22 protein-coding genes are annotated in these 20,849 nt (G+C 49.6%); 2 read left to right on the plus strand and 20 right to left on the minus strand.

Features of this window, described 5'->3' with window-relative positions:
* Window positions 1-8: 8 nt before the first annotated feature.
* On the minus strand, window positions 9-1,766 hold the full coding sequence (gene sdhA / locus KNO72_RS03395; protein ID WP_214757224.1) for a succinate dehydrogenase flavoprotein subunit: 1,758 nt from the start codon (window positions 1,764-1,766) through the stop codon (window positions 9-11).
* 16 nt (window positions 1,767-1,782) lie between these two features.
* A complete protein-coding gene (locus KNO72_RS03400; RefSeq protein WP_074032764.1) occupies window positions 1,783-2,400 on the minus strand; it encodes a succinate dehydrogenase cytochrome b558 subunit in 618 nt (205 codons plus the stop codon).
* A 222-nt stretch (window positions 2,401-2,622) separates the two neighbouring features.
* Here KNO72_RS03400 and KNO72_RS03405 point away from each other — a divergent pair, with 222 nt between their 5' ends.
* The gene (locus KNO72_RS03405) at window positions 2,623-3,015 is read left to right on the plus strand and encodes a YslB family protein (RefSeq protein ID WP_230233887.1); all 393 of its coding nucleotides are present in this window, start codon (window positions 2,623-2,625) and stop codon (window positions 3,013-3,015) included.
* Between the two features lie 25 nt (window positions 3,016-3,040).
* On the opposite strand, the gene KNO72_RS03410 is transcribed toward KNO72_RS03405, so the two are convergent.
* The gene (locus KNO72_RS03410; protein ID WP_214757226.1) at window positions 3,041-3,817 is read right to left on the minus strand and encodes an aminoglycoside adenylyltransferase domain-containing protein; all 777 of its coding nucleotides are present in this window, start codon (window positions 3,815-3,817) and stop codon (window positions 3,041-3,043) included.
* On the minus strand, window positions 3,814-5,604 hold the full coding sequence (uvrC, locus tag KNO72_RS03415) for an excinuclease ABC subunit UvrC (RefSeq protein WP_214757228.1): 1,791 nt from the start codon (window positions 5,602-5,604) through the stop codon (window positions 3,814-3,816). The genes KNO72_RS03410 and uvrC overlap by 4 nt, the downstream gene beginning before the upstream one ends.
* A 70-nt stretch (window positions 5,605-5,674) precedes the next feature.
* On the opposite strand from uvrC, the gene KNO72_RS03420 reads away from it, so the two are divergent.
* Window positions 5,675-6,988, plus strand: coding sequence for a dihydrolipoyl dehydrogenase family protein (locus tag KNO72_RS03420; protein WP_214757230.1), 1,314 nt, complete (start codon window positions 5,675-5,677; stop codon window positions 6,986-6,988).
* A gap of 42 nt (window positions 6,989-7,030) precedes the next feature.
* Here the strand turns inward: KNO72_RS03420 and mnhG are convergent, their stop codons facing one another.
* From mnhG to KNO72_RS03500, 16 genes are all read right to left on the minus strand, one after another.
* Window positions 7,031-7,390 carry a monovalent cation/H(+) antiporter subunit G gene (mnhG, locus tag KNO72_RS03425; protein WP_015881097.1) on the minus strand — a complete coding sequence of 120 codons (360 nt, stop codon included), beginning with the start codon at window positions 7,388-7,390 and terminating at the stop codon, window positions 7,031-7,033.
* Window positions 7,368-7,664 (minus strand): Na(+)/H(+) antiporter subunit F1, encoded by a 297-nt coding sequence (locus KNO72_RS03430; RefSeq protein WP_026826530.1) that lies wholly within the window; start codon window positions 7,662-7,664, stop codon window positions 7,368-7,370. The genes mnhG and KNO72_RS03430 overlap by 23 nt, the downstream gene beginning before the upstream one ends.
* Window positions 7,664-8,149: a Na+/H+ antiporter subunit E gene (locus KNO72_RS03435; protein ID WP_015881095.1), complete on the minus strand. Its 486-nt coding sequence runs from the start codon at window positions 8,147-8,149 to the stop codon at window positions 7,664-7,666. The genes KNO72_RS03430 and KNO72_RS03435 overlap by 1 nt, the downstream gene beginning before the upstream one ends.
* Window positions 8,150-8,156: 7 nt before the next feature.
* The gene (locus KNO72_RS03440; protein ID WP_214684768.1) at window positions 8,157-9,641 is read right to left on the minus strand and encodes a Na+/H+ antiporter subunit D; all 1,485 of its coding nucleotides are present in this window, start codon (window positions 9,639-9,641) and stop codon (window positions 8,157-8,159) included.
* Complete coding sequence (locus tag KNO72_RS03445; protein WP_015881093.1) at window positions 9,634-9,975, minus strand: Na(+)/H(+) antiporter subunit C; 342 nt, start codon at window positions 9,973-9,975, stop codon at window positions 9,634-9,636. The genes KNO72_RS03440 and KNO72_RS03445 overlap by 8 nt, the downstream gene beginning before the upstream one ends.
* Complete coding sequence (locus KNO72_RS03450) at window positions 9,975-10,412, minus strand: Na(+)/H(+) antiporter subunit B (protein WP_015881092.1); 438 nt, start codon at window positions 10,410-10,412, stop codon at window positions 9,975-9,977. The genes KNO72_RS03445 and KNO72_RS03450 overlap by 1 nt, the downstream gene beginning before the upstream one ends.
* Window positions 10,384-12,825 carry a Na+/H+ antiporter subunit A gene (locus tag KNO72_RS03455; protein ID WP_214757232.1) on the minus strand — a complete coding sequence of 814 codons (2,442 nt, stop codon included), beginning with the start codon at window positions 12,823-12,825 and terminating at the stop codon, window positions 10,384-10,386. Before KNO72_RS03455 ends, KNO72_RS03450 begins: the two co-directional genes overlap by 29 nt.
* A 346-nt stretch (window positions 12,826-13,171) precedes the next feature.
* Window positions 13,172-13,486, minus strand: coding sequence for a thioredoxin (gene trxA, locus KNO72_RS03460; protein WP_015881090.1), 315 nt, complete (start codon window positions 13,484-13,486; stop codon window positions 13,172-13,174).
* A gap of 107 nt (window positions 13,487-13,593) precedes the next feature.
* Window positions 13,594-14,559 (minus strand): electron transfer flavoprotein subunit alpha/FixB family protein, encoded by a 966-nt coding sequence (locus KNO72_RS03465; protein ID WP_015881089.1) that lies wholly within the window; start codon window positions 14,557-14,559, stop codon window positions 13,594-13,596.
* 14 nt (window positions 14,560-14,573) lie between these two features.
* On the minus strand, window positions 14,574-15,347 hold the full coding sequence (locus KNO72_RS03470) for an electron transfer flavoprotein subunit beta/FixA family protein (RefSeq protein WP_214757234.1): 774 nt from the start codon (window positions 15,345-15,347) through the stop codon (window positions 14,574-14,576).
* A gap of 79 nt (window positions 15,348-15,426) precedes the next feature.
* On the minus strand, window positions 15,427-16,005 hold the full coding sequence (locus tag KNO72_RS03475) for a fatty acid metabolism transcriptional regulator FadR (RefSeq protein ID WP_015881087.1): 579 nt from the start codon (window positions 16,003-16,005) through the stop codon (window positions 15,427-15,429).
* Between the two features lie 79 nt (window positions 16,006-16,084).
* The gene (locus tag KNO72_RS03480) at window positions 16,085-17,758 is read right to left on the minus strand and encodes an AMP-binding protein (RefSeq protein ID WP_214757236.1); all 1,674 of its coding nucleotides are present in this window, start codon (window positions 17,756-17,758) and stop codon (window positions 16,085-16,087) included.
* A gap of 137 nt (window positions 17,759-17,895) precedes the next feature.
* Window positions 17,896-18,360, minus strand: coding sequence for a DUF4825 domain-containing protein (locus KNO72_RS03485; RefSeq protein ID WP_214757238.1), 465 nt, complete (start codon window positions 18,358-18,360; stop codon window positions 17,896-17,898).
* Window positions 18,361-18,372: 12 nt separating this feature from the next.
* The gene (locus KNO72_RS03490) at window positions 18,373-19,497 is read right to left on the minus strand and encodes an ABC transporter permease subunit (RefSeq protein ID WP_214687775.1); all 1,125 of its coding nucleotides are present in this window, start codon (window positions 19,495-19,497) and stop codon (window positions 18,373-18,375) included.
* Window positions 19,487-20,368 (minus strand): ABC transporter ATP-binding protein, encoded by an 882-nt coding sequence (locus KNO72_RS03495; RefSeq protein ID WP_214687773.1) that lies wholly within the window; start codon window positions 20,366-20,368, stop codon window positions 19,487-19,489. The genes KNO72_RS03490 and KNO72_RS03495 overlap by 11 nt, the downstream gene beginning before the upstream one ends.
* Window positions 20,355-20,744, minus strand: coding sequence for a GntR family transcriptional regulator (locus tag KNO72_RS03500; RefSeq protein WP_078146516.1), 390 nt, complete (start codon window positions 20,742-20,744; stop codon window positions 20,355-20,357). The genes KNO72_RS03495 and KNO72_RS03500 overlap by 14 nt, the downstream gene beginning before the upstream one ends.
* Window positions 20,745-20,849 lie beyond the last annotated feature (105 nt).

Raw genomic sequence — 20,849 nt, forward strand, 5'->3', positions numbered from 1 at the left:
TGGCGTCGTCATTTCGTCTTCGCCCCTTTCTTCGAGTAATCCCGTTTACGTGGCGGGATTAACGAAACATCGATGTCTTCATACGAGATATCGACTTCCCCATCTTTGTAACGTGCCATCGTCGTCTTCATGAACTGCTCATCATTACGTTCCGGGAACTCCGGTTTGTAATGGGCACCACGGCTCTCGTCCCGCTTGAGCGCGCCAAGTGTGATGACGCGTGCGAGGTCGAGCATGTGGTCGAGTTGTCGAATGAACGATGCCCCTTGGTTGCTCCAACGTGCCGTATCCGTAGCTGAAATCTTATGGAAACGTTCACGCAATTCTTGGATTTTCTTGTCGGTCGCTTCAAGTTTGTCATTGTAGCGAACAACTGTGACGTTGTCCGTCATGAGTTCACCGAGTTCACGGTGAATCTGATACGCATTCTCTGTTCCATCCATCGCAAGGATGTTGTTGAATCGCTCGATTTCTTCACGTTCGTTGAAGTTAAAGAGCGCTTCTGAAACGCTTTCTGTCGCTTGATCGAGACCACGCATGTAGTTGACTGCCGCAGACCCTGCTTCCATTCCGCCATGAACGGCTGAAAGAAGAGAGTTCGCACCTAGACGGTTCGCACCGTGCATCGAGTAGTCACATTCACCGGCTGCGAAGAGACCCGGGATGTTCGTCATCTGATCGTAGTCGACCCATAGTCCGCCCATCGAATAGTGGACTGCCGGGAAGATTTTCATCGGTACTTTACGCGGGTCGTCGCCTACGAATTTCTCGTAGATTTCAAGGATTCCACCAAGTTTGATGTCAAGTTCTTTCGAGTCTTTGTGAGACAAGTCGAGGTAGACCATGTTCTCGCCGTTGACGCCGAGTTTTTGGTTGACACATACGTCGAAGATCTCACGTGTTGCGATGTCACGCGGTACGAGGTTTCCGTATGCTGGATATTTCTCTTCGAGGAAGTACCACGGCTTCCCGTCTTTATATGTCCAGACACGTCCACCTTCTCCACGAGCCGACTCACTCATGAGACGAAGTTTGTCATCCCCTGGAATCGCCGTCGGGTGAATCTGGATGAACTCCCCGTTCGCGTAAACTGCGCCTTGGCGGTAAACCGCTGCCGCTGCTTGTCCTGTGTTGATGACCGAGTTTGTCGACTTACCGAAGATGACCCCTGGGCCACCTGTCGCCAAGATGACCGCGTCCGATGGGAACGCTTTAATTTCCATCGAGCGCAAATCTTGACATACCGCACCGCGGCAGATGCCTTCTTCGTCGATGACGGCGCGAAGAAACTCCCAGCCCTCATACTTCTCGACGAGACCTTGCGCTTCGTAACGACGAACCTGCTCATCGAGTGCATAGAGAAGTTGCTGTCCTGTCGTCGCTCCGGCGTATGCCGTACGGTGGTGAAGCGTTCCACCGAAACGACGGAAGTCTAAGAGACCTTCTGGCGTACGGTTGAACATGACGCCCATCCGGTCGAACATGTGAATGATTTTCGGAGCATTCTCCGCCATCTTTTGGACAGGCGGTTGGTTGGCGAGAAAGTCGCCTCCGTAGACCGTGTCGTCAAAGTGTTGCCATGGAGAGTCACCTTCCCCTTTCGTGTTGACGGCCCCGTTAATCCCACCTTGGGCACAAACTGAATGTGAACGCTTGACCGGTACAAGCGAGAATAGTTTTACCGGAACACCCATCTCTGCCGACTTGATTGTCGCCATGAGTCCAGCTAGACCGCCACCGATGACGATCAAACTTTGATTTGCCATGTAAAATTCCCCCTAATTACAAGATGCCTGCAAACGTCAAAATCGAACGGATGCCGACAAAAGATAGTGCCAAGAACACGACACCTGATACGTAGCTCATGAGACGTTGCGAACGAGGTGACTGTGTGATACCCCACGTGATCGAGAACGACCAAAGACCGTTCGCGAAGTGGAACGTAGCCGAAAGGATTCCGACTATGTAGAAGATCAACATGAGCGGGTTGTCGACGATGTTTTGCATCATCTCCGCATTGACTTCTACCCCGCGCAATTTCGCAAGACGCGTTTCCCAAACGTGCCAAGCGATGAAGATCACGAGGAAAACTCCTGTGAAGCGTTGGAAGAGATACAACCAGTTGCGCGCGTATGAATAGCGATTCGAGTTGATTGACCCGAGAAACGCGTAGTACACGCCGTACACCCCGTGGAAAATCATCGGCAATGCGATAATTGTCACTTCAAGGAAGTACAAATACGGTAAGTTCCCCATGAATTTTGCTGCTTTGTTGAATGACTCCACCCCATCGACGATGTAGTAGTTGACCGACAAATGGACGATCAAGAACAAACCGATTGGAATGACCCCAAGTAGCGAATGGACTTTACGACTGAAGTAGTCACGATGCGCTGCCATTCTAGTTCCCCCTTTTCACGAGCATTGGCTCGTATTGTCAATAAAAGCGTTTTCAAATGCAGATATAGCTTTCTGTCTCCTATTCTACTCTTGTGAAAATTGTATGACAAGACAACCTAGCCGATTTGTGCCACATTCTTTTCAAAAATACAGGATGACCAAATTCCAATTGGTCGTTATAATGATATAGAGAGATTGGAGTGATGGGATAGAATGGAAACGATGAGCCAACCAATTTTCGCGATTGAACTGCTTCGCGACTATGTGTTGACGGATTTGCTTGGCGAAGATTACGCCCAAGTCATCTATTGGTCAGGAAAACGGGTCGCCCGTAAATTCCCGACGATGTCCGACGATGAACTGACTGCTTTCTTCGCAGAGGCAGGTTGGGGCGAGTTGACAATCAAGAAGGAACGTGGGAGCAAGTTTACATATGAATTGATCCCACCACCTGCGACTCAGGCCAAAGCGACAGGATACTATCAGCTTGAAGCCGGATTTTTAGCCGAACAGATTGCAGGTCGTTTCCAGTGCGTCGCGGAAGGGTATGCCGATCCAACCCGAAAAGCTGTCCAAATCACCGTCCAACTAGACCGAAAAGACGACTACGAATAAGAGTCGATGCCAAACGCATCGACTCTTATTTTTGTTTCCGCTGAAGTTGTTGACGCATGTAGCGACGGAATTCATTGAGTTCTTGTCGATGAAACGTCACACTTCCCCCTTCATAGCTCCGAGTCGCCTTACGAACAACTTCGACAATATTTCCTGGAAAATGTCCGTTATTCACTAACCAACGGAGTGCTTCTTGTTTTGAGAGCAGAACACGTTCTTGTTCATAGGCCAGGCCACGTATCAAGTTCAATACGCTATACACCGTCTGTTCTTCAATCGAGTCAAGACAATCGAGCGCATCCGCTCGAATCGCATCAGAAAAATGAGCTGAATCGAATCCAGAAAGGAGTTTATGAAGTGGTTGCCCTCGCCATGTGATACCACGCTCTAAAATCACTTGGACGTGAGCCGCCAAATCAGGATCGGTGAATCCTTGTTGCAATTCGGTTCTTTCTTCCCTACTAGCTTCTTCAAAACGTGAACGCCACCCTTCACTATAGTGAAACTCAAAAGGACTTGGATGATACCAATCTTTTAGCTGCGCCATCGTCATGATGCTCAGTTCGAGCGGATATGGTTCGTTGGAGTACGAGAGACAGCAGTCGATGAGTTTTTGTCGTTCCTCCCGAGTCAATGCGTTTGATACGACGAGCAACAAATCTACATCACTTCGTTTCGGATGAAAACCACCCATCGCTAATGATCCATGAATATATATATGCTGAACGGTTGGTAGAAATTCATCAATCGCTCTCACGAATGAAGCGATTGTATTCTCCACGTCTGTCGTAATCTGTCTCATTCATCCGTCTCCTCGTGCACGTACTGAAGCACGGTCTCCGCTAATTTTTCCGGCAATCCCGCTTCCTTCAATTGTTCGAGTGATGCCAGACGGATTTGTTTCATCGACCCGAAATGGCGGATAAGCTGTTGACGGCGTTTCGGACCGACACCCGGAATTTCATCGAGGATCGACTTCGTCATCTTCTTCGTCCGTAAGCTGCGGTGGAACGTGATGGCGAAACGGTGAACCTCATCTTGCATCCGCTGCAACAGATAAAAAGCGCTCGAGCGTGGATGCAGCTCGACAACGCGCCCACCTTCCCCGAACAACAGTTGGCTCGTTCGATGTCGGTCATCCTTTTTGAGCGAGCCAACCGGCAAGTCGAGCCCGAACTCGTTTTGGATGACGTCGAGCGCCGCGTTTAATTGTCCAATCCCCCCATCGATCAGTAGGAGATCGGGTAATCGCTTGTCTTCCGTCAAAAGACGGCGGAATCGTCGACGGACGACTTCACGCATCGTCTCGTAATCATCCGGTCCTTGAACCGTCCGAATCTTGTATTTCCGATATTCTTTTTTGAGTGGCTTCCCGTCTTCAAAGACGACGAGCGCCGACACGGCGTCCGCCCCCTGGATGTTCGCGTTGTCGATGATGTCGACACGTGACAAGTTGGGGATGCCGATTACTTCCCCGAGTTCACGCATCGCGAGCAACGTCCGCTCTTCATCTCGGGCGAGCAACTCGAACTTCTCGTTTAAGGCGATTGTCGCATTCTTCGTTGCTAAATCAAGCAACTGTTTCTTTGCCCCTCGTTTCGGCTGCATCACTTTCGTTCCGATGGCGTCATTCAGTAAATCGAGCCGGACCGTCTCGGGTACGAGAATTTCTTTTGGCACGACGTTTTGTTCATAGAACTGAACGATGAAACTTTCGAGTTCTTCCGAAGGCTCTCCATGCATCGGGAAGAGCGAGACATCTCGCTCAATCATCTTCCCGCCACGCATATAGAATACTTGGACGCACATCCAGCCTCGGTCGAGCGTATAGCCGAAGACGTCACGGGCCGTCGGGTCGGCCGTGATCATGTTCTGTTTGTTCATAATCGATTCGACTGCTCGAATTTGATCGCGTAGTTCAGCCGCCCGCTCGAACTGCATATCCTCAGCGGCACGTCCCATCTCGACGTTCAGCTTCGTGAGCGTTTCAGCCGTCTCCCCGTTCAAGAAGCGCCGGATCTCATTGACGATCTCTTTTTGCGAATCCGTATCGACCGCCAGCTCACAAGGACCTAAACATTGCCCGATATGATAATACAGACAGAGTTTCTTAGGCATCGGCTGACATTTCCGCAGCGGATACAGTTTATCGAGTAGACGTTTCGTCTCGTTCGCCGCATAGGCGTTCGGATACGGTCCGAAGTAATGTCCGCCGTCTTTTTTCAATTTCCGCGTCGTCAATAGACGCGGATATGGTTCGTTCGTAATCTTGATATATGGGTACGTTTTGTCGTCTTTGAGGCGAATGTTGTACTTCGGGTCGTGCTTTTTGATGAGCGTCATTTCGAGTAATAACGCCTCGAGTTCACTCGCCGTCACGATGTACTCGAAGTCACGAATCTCTGCGACGAGACGCATCGTCTTGATGTCGTGTGCGCCCGTGAAGTAAGAACGGACCCGATTCTTGAGGTTTTTCGCCTTCCCTACATAGATGACCTCACCATATTCGTTTTTATGCAGATAACAACCCGGCTCGTCCGGGAGCAGCGCTAATTTATGTTTAATGTGGTCGGTATGACTCAATTCCATTCACCTCAGTTTAGCTTCCTCCTGGACGGGAAAAAGAGTGTGATATCTCGCCAGAGGAGGATTTTATAGTATGAAACGATACGATGTCATCATTGTCGGTAGCGGCTCCGCAGCGGGTCAAGCCGCTTCCATTTTACGCGAAGCCGGTAAAGAGATCGCCATCATTGAGAATTGGACGTTCGGGGGAACATGTCCTCAACGCGGATGTGACCCGAAGAAGATGCTTACCGAAGGAGCAGAACTCCTTGCCCGAACGGAACGTATGCGTGAGCTTGGCGTCGAAGGAAGCCTGTCACTCGATTGGTCGTCCTTTAAAAAGCGGATTGATGAGTACCGCCTCTCTATCCCAACATCCAAAAAACAGCATTGGGATGAGATGAACATAGACTTATATCAGGGAGAGCCTCGCTTTATCGATGAGGATTCAATCGTCATCGATGGTCACGAGCTCTCTGCCAATCAATTTTTAATCGCTACGGGTCAAACGCCCCGCCCTCTCGATATCCCAGGTGGCGAACTGGCGATCACGAGCGATGATGTGTTCGACCTCGACGCGTTGCCTGAATCGATTCATATCGTGGGGGGAGGCTATATCGCCTTTGAATTCGCCCATATCTTCCGACGATTCGGAAGCGACGTGACACTCCTCATTCGTTCACATGCGTTGAAGGCATTCGACCCGAACGTCGTCCACCGGCTCATCGAAGAATCGAAGCGAATCGGCATCACCGTCCGACATGACGTCGAGCCAATACGAATCGATAGCAACGTCTTAACGTTATCAGATGACTCTACCCTAGAAGGAGTTGTCCTTAACGCTACAGGACGAATTCCAAGCATCGAGCGACTTCGGCTTGAAGCGGCAGGTGTCACAGCTGATCATCGCGGTGTACATGTGAACGAGCATCTGCAAACAAGTAACCCAAATATATACGCCGCAGGCGACGTCGCTAACAGTTCAAATCCCGAACTCACTCCATTCGCCGGTCTGGAAGGGCGCCTCGCCGCACTCAATATGCTTCACGGGAATACAAGGTCACTCCCTGAGCGTCCGGCTCCGACCATCGTCTATGCGACACCACCGATTGCCAAAGTCGGTCTTACGGTCGAGGAAGCGGAAGCTGAGGGCATTGACTTCGACGTGAAAGAAACGGACATGTCGCACTTCCTCACCTATTCACGAATCAATGACACAACCGCATATTCAAAAGTGTTACTAAGTGCAGAAGGGCACGTCATCGGGGCTCATTTGATTGGTCATCATGCCCCAGAACTTATCAACCTGTTCTCTTACATTATACAGAACAAACTGTCGCATCAACATGTGAAGCACTTAGAAGTCGCCTATCCGACCGCCGCCTCCGACCTGACCTATCTCATCTAAACAAAAGACGGGACTCGCCTCGTGGCGAATCCCGTCTTTTACTTATTCGATTCCTTTGTCCTTGTCTTCTTTCAGCGCGTCTTGTAACGACTTCTCCCAAAGTGGAACACCTTTCGCGTGCGCCGCACGCGAGATGAGGTGACCCCCAACAGGAGCTGTCAAGAGGACGAAGAAGAGACCGAGCAAGAGTCTTGCATCAAACACCCGTTCATCGACATATACGTGAAGGACGGCTGCAAAGAGGACGAACATGACACCGAGTGTCGCACTCTTTGAGGCAGCGTGTGTTCTCGAATAAATATCTGGGAGACGGATGAGACCGATCGCGGCGACGACGGTGAAGAAGACGCCGATGATCGTGAAGATGCCGGTAATGAGATCAAAGATCATTGTCGCGGTCATGTTGGATAATCTCTCCCCTCTCTAAGAATTTCGAGAACGCCACCGTTCCGATGAAGGCCAAAATACTGAGTAGCAAGATGACTTCAAAATACAAAGTCGTATCGAGCAGAATCGATAGTAACGCGACGACCGAGATAAGCGCGATCCCGATGGAGTCGAGCGCGATGACTCGGTCTGCCGTCGTCGGTCCTTTGACGACACGATACAACATCATCAACATCGCAAGCAAGAGAATGGCGAGCGAGATGTAGATGAGAATGTCTAGTAAATCCATCACTCTGTCGCCTCCTTAATGCTTGATTCAAAGTTATCATAAATGTCTTTTTGTAACGCTTCTTTATCCGGCATGTTAAGTGCGTGGATATAGAGCACGGAATTGTCTTTTGACACCTGAACGACGAGCGTCCCTGGTGTGAGCGTGATCAGCATCGAGAGCAAGCTGACTTTCCATCCTTTGTCGAGCGACGTCTCATAGCGGAAAATCCCTGGTTGGATTTTCAACTTCGGACTAAGGACGAGACGCAGTACCTCAAAGTTCGCGAGGAACAATTCACGGATGAAGATGAGCAGCAGTTTAAATAGACGCCAGACGCGTGTGAAGTAAAAGCCGCCTCCACTAGATTTAAAGAATCGGCGCATCATGAACAAGATGAGTAAGCCAAGTAGATACCCGACGAAGAATCCGCTCGTTGTGAACGATCCCGTGAGGAACATCCAGATGAACGCCAAGAAAAAGTTAATCAATAGTTGATAAGCCATCTGTCATTCACTCCTTTATCACGGCATCGATATAGATTTCTGGATTGACGAGCGGCTCAATCGCTTGCGTGATATACGGATGGATGGCTTCTGCCCCAAATCCGTATGCGACCGCAATGATGAGCAACAAGAAGACCGGCACGATCAAACGCTTCGTATACGGTACGAGCGGTCCATCATACTCGCGCTTCGCCTCGCCCCAGAACCCGTTCAAGAAAATCTTCATGACCGAATAGAGGACGAAGAGACTCGACAAGAGGACGAGAAGTGGTCCGAACAGCTCGCCTTCGTCCATCCCACCTGAGACGATCAATAACTTTCCGAAGAATCCACTAAGTGGCGGAATCCCTGCGAGCGAGAGCGCTGCGACGAAGAACGTCCATCCGAACAGCGGGAAACGGGTGATGAGTCCACCCATATCACGGAGTTGACCGGATTTGGTGATTCCGATCATCATCCCGACGAGCATGAAGAGAACCGCTTTGATGATCATGTCGTGAATCAAATAGTAGAGTGACCCTTCAAGGGACGTCTGCGTATTGACCGAGATCCCGTACAAGATGACCCCGACCGCGATCATGATGTTGTAGATGATGATCAGTTTCACATCGTTATATGCGATGGCCCCTGTCATCCCGATGAAGATGGTGAGGACAGCGAGCACCATGAGGAACGTCTGTAAAAATTCACCGTTCCCATCAAACAGTAGCGTGTACGTCCGCAAGATCGAGTACACCCCGACTTTCGTCAAGAGTGCCCCAAACATGGCGAGAATCGGGGTCGGTGCGACCACGTACGCTCCAGGGAGCCAGTAGTGAAGTGGGACGAGTGCCCCTTTCATCCCGAAGACGATGACGAACAGCACACCGATGACAGTGATGACGTCCGGGTTATCGACGAGCGGGATCTTCATCGCCAAGTCCGCCAAGTTGAGCGTGCCTGTGACTCCGTAAAGCAAGGCGACCGACATGACGAAGAGCGCCGAGGCGATGATGTTCACGAGCAAGTATTTGATCGATTCACGTAACTGGACGCCACGTCCACCGAGTACAATCAACACGTATGAGGACATCAAGAAGACCTCGAAGAAGACGAACAAGTTGAAAATATCACCTGTCGTGAAGGCACCGTTCACCCCGACGAGCAAGAACAGCATCGAAATGTACAAGTAGTTGCCTTCATATGAATCTGAGAAATAATGGACGGCGAACCACACGATGAAGAGCGTGAGGAGAGTCGACGTCGTCACGAGTAGGGCTGACAGCATATCCGATACGAGCGTGATGCCGAACGGCGCTTGCCAGTTCCCGAGGTTGAGGGTTTGAATTCCCTCCGTGGAGACCGTATGCACGAGAAAGAGTGACACGATCGCCGTCATAACTAAAGCTCCAAGAGCCATCACGCGCTGCAGCTGGACCCGTTTTGGCATAAACATCATAAGGATGGCCGCAAGCGCAGGAATGACGATTGGAAAGACCGGTAAGTTAATCATACGATTCTGTTCCTTTCATTTCTTCCATATTGTCCGTGCTGAGCTCCTGGTACGTGCGGTAAGCAAGTACGAGGAAGAACGCCGTCACCCCGAAACTGATCACGATTGCCGTCAAGACGAGCGCTTGCGGTAACGGGTCTGTGAATTCAGTCACACCGTCGACGAGGACAGGGGCAGCCCCTGTCTTCAAACCTGCCGTCGTCAAGACGAGAAGGTGTGCCGCGTGACTGAACAAGGCAGTGCCGATGATGATGCGTAACAAACTTCTTGAGAGAACAAGATAGACGGCACACATCGTCAAGACACCGATGATGATGCTAACGAAGATTTCCATTATTCACTCTCTCCAATCGTTTGTATAATCGTCAACGTGATTCCGATGACTACGAGGTAAACCCCTAAGTCGAACGCAATCGCCGTATGGAGCGTCTGTTCACCGAGAAGTGGTAAGTCGAACTTCCCGTAAGCATGCGTCAAGAACGGACGACCCAAGAATACGGAGTGAAGACCTGTCGCGAGTGCAATCAGTAATCCGGTCGCCGTCATGAGACGGTAGTCGATCGGGAGCACGTTCGCAAGCGTCTTCGAATCAAATGCGAGTAGCAACAAGACGAGTGCCGCGGATGTCATCAATCCACCGATGAATCCTCCACCTGGTGAATAGTGACCGGCAAAGAACAAGTCGATGGAGAAGATGACAATGATGAAGAAAATGATAATCGCGGCCGTCTGCAAAATGACGTCATTGACGCGTCTGCTGTTTTGCTTCATGTTCAGCTTCTCCTTTCGTACGTCGTGTTGTTCTAAATTTAATCATCGTGTAGATCCCGAAAGCTGCAATCCCGAGAACGACGATTTCAAACAAGGTATCAAATCCACGGAAGTCGACGAGAACGACGTTGACCATGTTTTTACCTGCTGCAAGCTCATACACGTTCTCTTTGTAATACTCTGAGATCGAGGTGAGCGATTTGTTTGTGAGTGCCATGAAGCTGAGAAGCGTCACGGTCGTCCCGACGAGAACAGCCACGATAGCATTCCCGACTTTGAAACGCATCCGAACTTCCTTCTTGCTGATGTCCGGCATGTGATAGAAGACGAGCAAGAACAATGCGACCGAGACCGTCTCGATGACGAGCTGCGTGAGTGCCAAGTCCGGTGCACCGAAGAAGACGAAGAACAGTGCCACGCCGTAACCAACGACCCCAAGGAGAATGATGGACGGGAGACGCGACTTCATGAAGAGAATCGCGAGCGCCGCTAGCATGACGACGGCTCCGAGCACATATTCATACGGTGCAATCTCAGCCAGGTTCTCAAACGAGAAGCGGTACATGTCGAACCACCAGATACTGAAGAGCATCATGCCTGAGAGGAAGACGAAAATATAGATCAAGTACGACCGGATGAATCCAGTCATGTAGTTGTCCTTAAAGCGATATGCCGCCTTGTTCGACCAGACGAGCGTACCGTCGTACATCCCGTTGAGCGTCAGACGATGTGGGATGCGGTTGTAGATGCCTATCCATTTACCCATTTGCCAGAACATCAATGAACCGAGAAGGACGATCCCGATCGTCATGAAGAGTTCTGGTGTCAAACCGTGCCAGAAGTAGATGTGAACATCGACTTCTTGCCCTTGTGCGACGAGTGTCGGATAGATCGACTCGACGGCTGGTTTGATGAGCGAGTTCGACAAGACGTTCGGGAAGAACCCGAGCACGACAACGAGAAGTGCAAGGATGACCGGTGAGATTAACATGCCAATCGGCGCCTCATGCGGTTGTTTCGGCAATTGATCGAACTTTGCCTTGCCCATGAACGTCCGCGTGAACAGCATGATGCTGTAGATGAACGTGAACACACTTCCGACGAACGCGATGACCGGGAGCAAAATCCCAATCGTATCAAGCGCAAAGAAGTCGGCCGAGAAGACTTTCGTCGTCGCCTTCAAGAACATCTCTTTACTCAAGAATCCGTTAAATGGCGGAAGACCAGCCATCGATAAAGAACCGATGACGGCGACCGTGAATGAAATCGGCATGACGGTCATCAGACCACCGAGTTTACGAATGTCACGTGTGCCCGTCTCGTGGTCGACAATCCCGACCATCATGAAGAGCGAGCCTTTGAACGTCGCGTGGTTGATCAAATGGAAGATCGCCGCAATCGTCGCGACCATAAAGATGTTGTCATCCATGCCGTCATAGTGGAGCGCCGCCGCTCCGAGTCCAAGGAGTGACATGATCAACCCGAGTTGACTGACGGTCGAGAACGCTAGGATTCCCTTCAGGTCGGTCTGCTTCACGGCGTTGAACGAACCCCAGAACATCGTGAACATCCCGACCCCGGCTATCGTCCATAGCCAGACGGATGATTCTTGGAACACCGGGCTCATGCGGGCCACAAGGTAGAGACCCGCCTTGACCATCGTTGCTGAGTGGAGGTACGCACTGACCGGAGTCGGTGCTTCCATCGCGTCAGGCAACCAGATGTGGAACGGGAACTGCGCCGACTTCGTGAACGCCCCGAGCAAGATGAGAATCATCGCGACGAGGAAGAACGGACTCTCGGCGATGACGCCCGAGTTCGCGACCATATCGCGAATGCTGTACGAACCGACCATCGATTCGAGTAAGACAATCCCTCCGAGCATCGACAATCCACCGAACACGGTGAGAAGCATCGACTTCTGCGCACCATAGCGTGAACGTTCTTTCTCATACCAGTACCCAATCAATAGGAATGAAGAAATCGATGTGAGCTCCCAGAACATATACATGACAATCATGTTATCCGAGAGAACGACCCCGAGCATCGCACTCATGAACATCAAGAGATAAACGTAAAAATGCCCGAGCGACTCTTTGTCCTTATTCAAATAGTAAATCGAATAGAGGACGACAAGTGCGCCAATTCCCGTGATGAGAAGCGCGAACAAGAGACTGAGTCCATCGACGTATGCCGTGAAGTTAATCCCGAGGGACGGCATCCACGCAATCGTCTCTGTCACGACGTCCCCTGCACTCGTGATCGGAATGAATCCGGCGAAGTAGGTGACGAGCACGACCGGAACGATCAAGACGAACCAGCCTGTATGAATTTGTTTCATCCCCCGGAACAAAAGCGGGATGAATGGTGCCGCAAGAAGCGGCAACAAAATAGCTAAATGTAACAGCGACAAGAAAATTCCTCCTTCGAACAGAGTCGTACAATAGATTGAGCCGTAAAGTAAGGTCACTTGACTCCATCATGTCTTCCTCATGAGTATAGCGTAAATTTTCAGTCTGTTTCCATGATAAAAGCTTCCAGTTCAAGCGCTCCCCCGTCAAAATTCCGAATCTGTTAAATATGAAGGAAGCCGACGGAATTTCTTCAAAAAAATTTTGAAATCAGACGTTATGTATCGGAATATGACCGGATTGAGGGTGCGTGGAATAACTCAACTTATTCCCTACTTGCCTGTCCTTTTCCTTCTTTTCTATTCCGCAAAACAAAAAAGCAGCCGATCTCAATCGGCTGCTACGCAATTATTGTGCTGTCGCGATAAACTCTTTCAATGCTTCTTTTGGTTGGAAGCCCATTGTTTTCGAAACAGGCTCGCCATCTTTGAACATCATGAGTGTCGGGATACTTTGGATTTGGAAAGCACCTGCGACTTCAGGGTTTTCGTCGACGTCGAGTTTCACGATTTGGACTTGGTCACCCATTTCTTGATCGAGTTCTTCGAGAACTGGCGCGATCATGCGACATGGTCCACACCAAGTTGCCCAGAAATCTACGAGGACGACGCCCTCTTTTACATCTTGTTCAAACGATTGAGTCGTTGCGTGTTTAATAGCCATTTGTAAAAACCTCCCCAATAAGATGAGAGAGTCCTGGTAAAGAACTCTCATGCAATTCATGTTCAGAGTATACCACGGAGGGTAACAACCCCAAAACGTTTTGCTTATTAGCTATTGACGAGGTGCTTACGGAACTCTTCTGTCAACATCGGGACGACATCGAACAAGTCGCCGACGATGCCATAGTCTGCCACGCTGAAGATGTTTGCTTCTGGGTCCTTGTTGATGGCGACGATGACTTTCGCGTTACTCATCCCAGCCAAGTGTTGAATTGCTCCTGAGATCCCACATGCGATGTAGAGGTCTGGCGTGACAACTTTACCCGTCTGTCCGATTTGAAGTGCGTAATCGCAGTAATCAGCGTCACATGCTCCACGTGAAGCACCGACCGCTCCTCCGAGAAGCTCAGCCAACTCTTCAAGCGGTTTGAATCCATCTTCGCTCTTCACGCCACGTCCACCTGCGACGATAACTTTCGCTTCCGCCAAATCTACTTTCCCAGTCGCCTTACGCACGACTTCTTTGACGATCATCGCGAGGTCTTTCAATTCGACCGCCGGCGTTTCAACAGAGACGCTCGCGCCCGCTTGACGTGCAAGTGCATCGATGTTGTTTGGACGGATTGTGAAGAACATGACCGAATCTTTGAACTTCACTTTCTCGAACGCCTTCCCTGAGTAGATTGGGCGAACGAACTCTGCGTCGCGTCCTGTTCCTTCGATCGAGACAACGTCACTGATGAGTCCGGCATCAAGACGTGCCGCAAGTTTCGGTGCGATATCTTTCCCGAGAGCCGTGTGCCCGAGAACAATCATTTCCGGATTTTCTTGCTCGATCAACTGACGGAGCACTTGTCCGTAGCCGTCTGGCGTATAATGCTTAAGGCGATCATCTTCGACGACGAGGACACGGCTTGCGCCATACTCCCCGAGTTCTTGTGCGAGTGATTGCACGTGATCCCCAATCACGACTGCCGTCACATCGTCTGTCAATTGCTTCGCCGCAGCGATGGCTTCGAATGATACGTTACGTAACGCGCCTTCACGCGCTTCTGCGAGTACTAAAGCTTTCATCTATGATCTCCCCCTTAAATGACTTTCGCTTCCGTGCGAAGAAGTTGTACGAGCTCGCTCACTTGTGTCGACATATCGCCTTCAAGGATGCGACCGGCTTTCTTCTCTTCTGGCAAGAATCGTTCAATCGTCTCGATTTTCGCTTCGATTTCATCTTCATCGAGATCGATGTCCATGAGTTCGAGTTCTTCGAGCGGTTTCTTCTTCGCCTTCATGATTCCTGGCAAGCTCGGGTAACGCGGCTCGTTCAACCCTTGTTGTGCCGTTACGAGAAGTGGGAGTGCGACTTCGATCACTTCCGTATCCCCTTCGACGTCACGTGTGACCGTAGCCGTTGTACCATCGATTTCAAGACCCGTGATCGTCGTCACGTAGTTCATGTCGAGAAGTTCTGCGACACGTGGTGCGACTTGTCCGCTACCGCCATCGATTGCCACGTTTCCTGCGAAGATGAGGTCTGCGTCCTGTTCTTTCAAGTATGAGGCGAGAACTTTTGAAATCGTGACATGGTCCGCATCCTCGACATCGTCCTCGATTGAGATGCGAACGGCTTTGTCCGCACCCATTGCGAGTGCTGTACGTAATTCTTTGTCCGCATCTTCTGGTCCTACCGTGACGACCGTGACCTCTCCCCCGAGTGCGTCACGTTTTTGAATCGCTTCTTCGACCGCATATTCGTCATACGGGTTGATGATGAACTCAGCGCCGTCTTCTTGAATTTCCCCATTCTCGAGCTGAATTGCTTCCTCAGTATCAAACGTACGTTTCAGCAAAACAAAAATATTCATGGTTGATCCCCCTTTAGTCAATTCTTTCCATCATTCATGAATCAGCATTCATTTTTTGAGCTAGTGATAGGGCTCACTGTTACGTAAGCCCTTTTTTCAACATATGGTGCACATTTGGAAGCGTCGACAACAGATCATACTTGAAGCCGCTCGCCATCCAACTCGTCACAACCTCATCGATTGTGCCGAAAATCATTTGACGGGCGAGTCGATAGTCTAAATCCTTGTCAAACTCTCCTGTCTCGATTCCATGTTTGACGACAGAATCGATTAAGTTCAAATACGGTTTGAGCACTTCTCCGATTTTTTGGCGAAGTACCAAGTTCGACTGCCGCAGTTCGATTTGTGTCACGACGGCGAGGTCGTAATCTGCCGACAGTTGCTTTAAATGTGATTCAATCAACTGATACAATTGATCTCCGGCTGTCGTCTCGTTCCCGATTTGTTGTTTCGAGTAGTCGATGAACAGCCCCATCTTCGCTTGGAACAATTCGATTAAGAGATGCTCCTTGTTTTTAAAGTACAAATAGATCGTGCCGTCCGCGACACCCGCCTCTTTGGCGATGGCTGTCACCTTTGCACCGTGATAGCCATGATTGGCAATTACTTTGACCGCCGCATCAATGATTCGGTCACTTTTCGAAATATGATTTGTCATTAACCCCAAGCTCCTTACCGTTGCAGAAAAATGAATGATGGTTCATTCATTTATTATTCTATCATGCGTACGCTTGGTGTCAACTGCTTTGTTTCACTTGTTTGGCCTTCTCTTCGTCGACGAGGACACGGCGTAAAATCTTACCGACGAACGTCTTCGGCAACTCGTCGCGGAACTCATACAACTTTGGCACTTTATAAGCCGCAAGCTTCTCGCGACAATGTTTGTCGAGTTCTTCTTCCGTCACACTCGAGCCATCGCGAAGGACGATGAACGCTTTGACCGTCTCACCCCGATATGGATCTGGGACACCGATACAGACCACTTCCTTCACGGCCGGATGTTCGTAGAGCACTTCTTCGATTTCACGCGGATAGACATTAAAGCCACCTGCGATGATCATGTCCTTCTTCCGGTCGACAATATAGAAGAACCCGTCCTCGCCCATGTAGCCGAGGTCACCGGTTGCGAGCCACCCATCTTTCAAGACGGCTGCCGTTTCCTCCGGTTTCTGCCAGTAGCCTTTCATGACTTGTGGACCGCTCAGCATGATTTCACCGATCTCGCCGATATCTGCTTCCATCTCTCCGTCTGCTTTTACTATTTTAGCAGAAGTATCCGACAGCGGCGCACCAATTGAGCCGACGATTCGCTTATCCCATAAGAAGTTCGCGTGCGTAACCGGCGACGTCTCAGACAATCCGTATCCTTCGACGATGCGACCACCCGTGATCTTCTCGAACTCTTCTTGTACCTCAATCGGAAGCGGTGCCGAACCTGAGATACACGCTTCAATCGATGACAAGTCGTACTTTTTCAGTTTCGGGTCGTTCAAGATCCCGACGTACATCGTCGGAGCTCCTGGGAAGAAGTGCGGCTTTTTCTTCTGAATCGTCTTCAAGACATCCGTCACTTCAAAACGTGGCACGAGGACGAGCTCATAGCCGTTCGTGACCCCAAAGTTCAGACAGCACGACATCCCATAGACGTGGAAGAACGGCACGACACACAAGACGCGTTTCTCGTCCCCGCGATTGTACTTATAGAATAAGTTCGTGATTTGATCCGCGTTCGCCGTCAAGTTGAAATGAGTCAACATGACACCTTTCGGAAGTCCCGTTGTTCCCCCTGTATATTGAAGAACGGCGACATCTTCTTTTGGATCGATGTCGAGCGGCGTGATAGGATTGAAGTCCTTATAATCTTTGAACAGCGTCGAACCGGTCGTATCGATGACGATATTGTTCTCACGTTTCACTTTGATTGGATACAGTTTGTTTTTCGGGAATGGTAAGTAATCAGCGATACTCGTCGTGATCACGGTTTGAATCTCCGTCTTCTCACTGACGCGAAGCGTTTTCGGATATAACAGGTCGAGGGTGATGACAATTTTGACCCCTGCGTCCGTGACGAGGTTTTCTAGCTCTCGTTCCGTGTAGAGCGGGTTCGTCTGGACGACCGTCCCACCTGCATAGAGCACGGCATAGAATGAGATGACGTATTGAGGACAGTTCGGAAGCATGAGGCTGACGCGGTCGCCTTTTTCAAGCCCTTTCGCTTGAAGCATCGTTCCGAGTCGACGTGCGGCATCATCGATTTCCGCGAATGTCCACTCCTTTCCGATAAAGGAGACGGCCGTACGATTTGGATAATCCTTTGCTGCGCGAGACAATGCCTCATAGAGCGGCTTTACCTCATAATCGATTGACTGGGGCATTCCTTTTGGATAATCTTGTAACCACGGTTTGTTCATCGCTGTTCCTCCTTAGGAAATGAATACTCATTCAGTTACCCCTATTATAATGCTAAGAAAACGCTTTCATCTACCCTTTACCCGATAATTTTCAGAAAATATCAAAAAAAGCGATTGGATTTGTCATCCAATCGCTGTCATACCCGCCTAAAATAGGAATCTTTCGAATCCAGTTTTTCAAGCTTCTGATTCATGAGTTGTTGCAATTCTTTTTCGTGACGAATATTTGAGAAGTCAGTCCCGAACCATGCCTCCATTTCAGGTCGAGAGAAGGCATAGGTCCGGTTCGGGAAAGCAAAACGGACGATTTCGGCGTTCGGGATGAGGGTGAAATAGGCAGCCGCATTCCGAATCGCCAGATGTTCTTGTTCCGCTCGTTCCATACCCGGGTCTTCGTAACGGACGGTCAACCCATAAGGACGCTTCTTCGTCTGCAGTTCGACCGATTGATAGCATTCATGTAGCGGCAAACTTCCGGCAATGCCGACGACGGCTGCATTGTCCCCGACTTTCGCCCCTTTGTATTCAAAGGCGTCCGGTTCCGGGTTCATACATCCTGCCAGTGAGATGACGAGTACGAGCAACAGACAGAAGCGTTTCATAGGTGTCCCTCCTTACGATTTGAGTCTCAAGTTGAAGCGGTAAAGCAAGCGTTTAGCGAGTAAGTGTGCTAAGAACGCTCCGATCACAAAACCGACAACATATAACATCACGCTTTGCGGGTAAAAAATTCCCGAGAAGAACACACCGCCTAACATTGCGAAACAAATAACGATAACGATATGGATGAGCCATAACCAGTTCGAGAACATAAAGAAGCGGCCATTATTTTCTTGTGGTGCTTCCTTGAACATCCACAATCCGAGACCAAATGTTAGAACGATAAAGACAATCGAACTGGACAAACCGATTGTAAGGAATTCCGTCCACTCCGCTCGAGAATCAAAGATTGAATACATATCTGTATTGACGATGTTATTCAACGGTGACAGGATTCGCATCGGTACACTTTCAAATACCTCGTCAAAAAGTGTATATGAAAGATTTGGAGAAAAGGCTATGAGCGATCCTTGAATGAGGGCTACAATCCCCATCGGGAAGACAAGTGCCACAAATGTCCAAACGACTTGTGAGATCGACTCACCACCAAATGATCCCATCCATAGCGATACCGAGAAAAATGAGATGCCCGACAAAAGTAGGAAAACAATCAATCCGAGCACTTTGACCTCATTGCCATCAAGTAAGAAGGAATAGTCAGAAAGACGGATGATGAGAAACATCAATGCCCCCCCTACCAATGTCGCTGGAACAATCCCTGTAACACCAATCACCCATTTTGATATGTACAGCTGGGTGCGGGTATATGGTAGCGACATCGAAAAGTCCGACATTTGACTGTTTCGTTCACTTCCAATCAGTACGGATGCCATAAGCGCACCGAAGATGACAAATAAGAAGACGACGACCCCCATCGGAATGAGTGCATCGAGTCCTCCTAAATATCCGAAATCAGAATTGCTATTGAAAAAGTCCTCGGTAGTCATCGTCTCTATATCTTCTTGGATTACATCCGAATAATCACTTGGATTTTCTTGCATATCGCGAATCTGTTCCTCATACACCTGCATTTGCGTCCATACCGGCACCGTGAAGGCGATGACGCCTAAAAAAACGAGCAAGATCCAAAGCAGCGACACTTGTTTCCAATCTTTTTTCAACAACACTTTAGACGGCATGGGCTTCTCCTCCTAACTGGATACGGAATACGTCTTCGAGAGACATCGGGATCTCTTCGATGAGCATCGGATTGTATGAATCGATAAACGCCTCGAGCTCGTCTGTGCGTTCTTTCGCCATGAACAGCACGACACGTCCTGTCACACTAATGATTTCAATATCTTTTCGTTCGAGCAACTCGACCGGGACATGGTCGTTGAAGACGACTTGCCACTTAATACTGAGAGCACGCGCCTCTTCGAGCGACATGATTGCTTTGACGCGTCCACTCTCGATCATGATGATGCGGTCGGCAATTCGTTCAAGTTCGTGTAACTGGTGGCTCGAGACGATAATCGAGCAGTTCCGTTTCTCGACTTGGGCAATCATCAGTTTCAACACGTCTGACTTGGCGACGACGTCTAGACCGTCCGTCGGTTCGTCGAGCAGATAGTATTTCGCTTGGACGGCGAAAGCGAGCGATAACGTGACGAGCGCCTTTTGACCTTTTGAGAGTTGGCGAATTTTTTTGTTGTCGATGTTGTAACGCGTCAATGTCTCACGGAAGGCGGAACGATTGAACGACGGGTAGATTGACTCATACAAGTCCGTCGCCTCGTTTACCGTATAGTGTTTGAGCGCGTCCGCCGAATCCGGTACGAAGATGATGTCCCGCTTCAATCCGGCATCTTTAAAGATACTTTTCGTTCCATAAAGCACGTCTCCCTGATCTGGGCGGATGATGCCGACCATCGTCCGGAGAAGTGTCGTCTTGCCGGCACCGTTACGTCCGACGAGCGCGATGATTTCTCCTGACTCGACAGTAAAGTCAATTCCGTCCAAAATTGTTTGACGGTCAATTTTTTTACTTAACTGTTCAACTTTCAGCATTGGATTTCCCTACTTTCTCATATTCCGTTCGCAATACGCCAATGGCTTCGTCTAACGGCACGTTCGCATAGTGGCAATCAATCGCAATCTTTTTGATCGAGGCGATGACCGGCTCACGTGCCGCATCATCGTCCACCCAGTCCTCGGAGACAAACGTCCCGCGCCCACGTCGCATCTCAAGCAGCCCGAGCCGTTCCAACTCCTGATACGCCTTACTGACCGTATTCGGATTGATGACAAGATCGGTGGCGAGTTCACGCACGGACATCACCTTATCTCCGGGTCGTAAAATTCCACGGATAACGAGCTCTTTCGTTTGATTGACGATTTGTTCGTATAGCGGTTCTGAACTTTTCATATCGATTTTGTATAACATGGGTCACACCCTCTCATAGTCAATGTTACTCTTTAAGTGTATTATATGTATTAGTACACGCAATTACAATAGTTCTTTGAGGGCACTTTTAGTTTACAGCGAAAT

Origin of the sequence: Exiguobacterium sp. s123 (assembly GCF_018617075.1) — a bacterium.
Taxonomy (GTDB): Bacteria; Bacillota; Bacilli; order Exiguobacteriales; family Exiguobacteriaceae; genus Exiguobacterium; species Exiguobacterium profundum.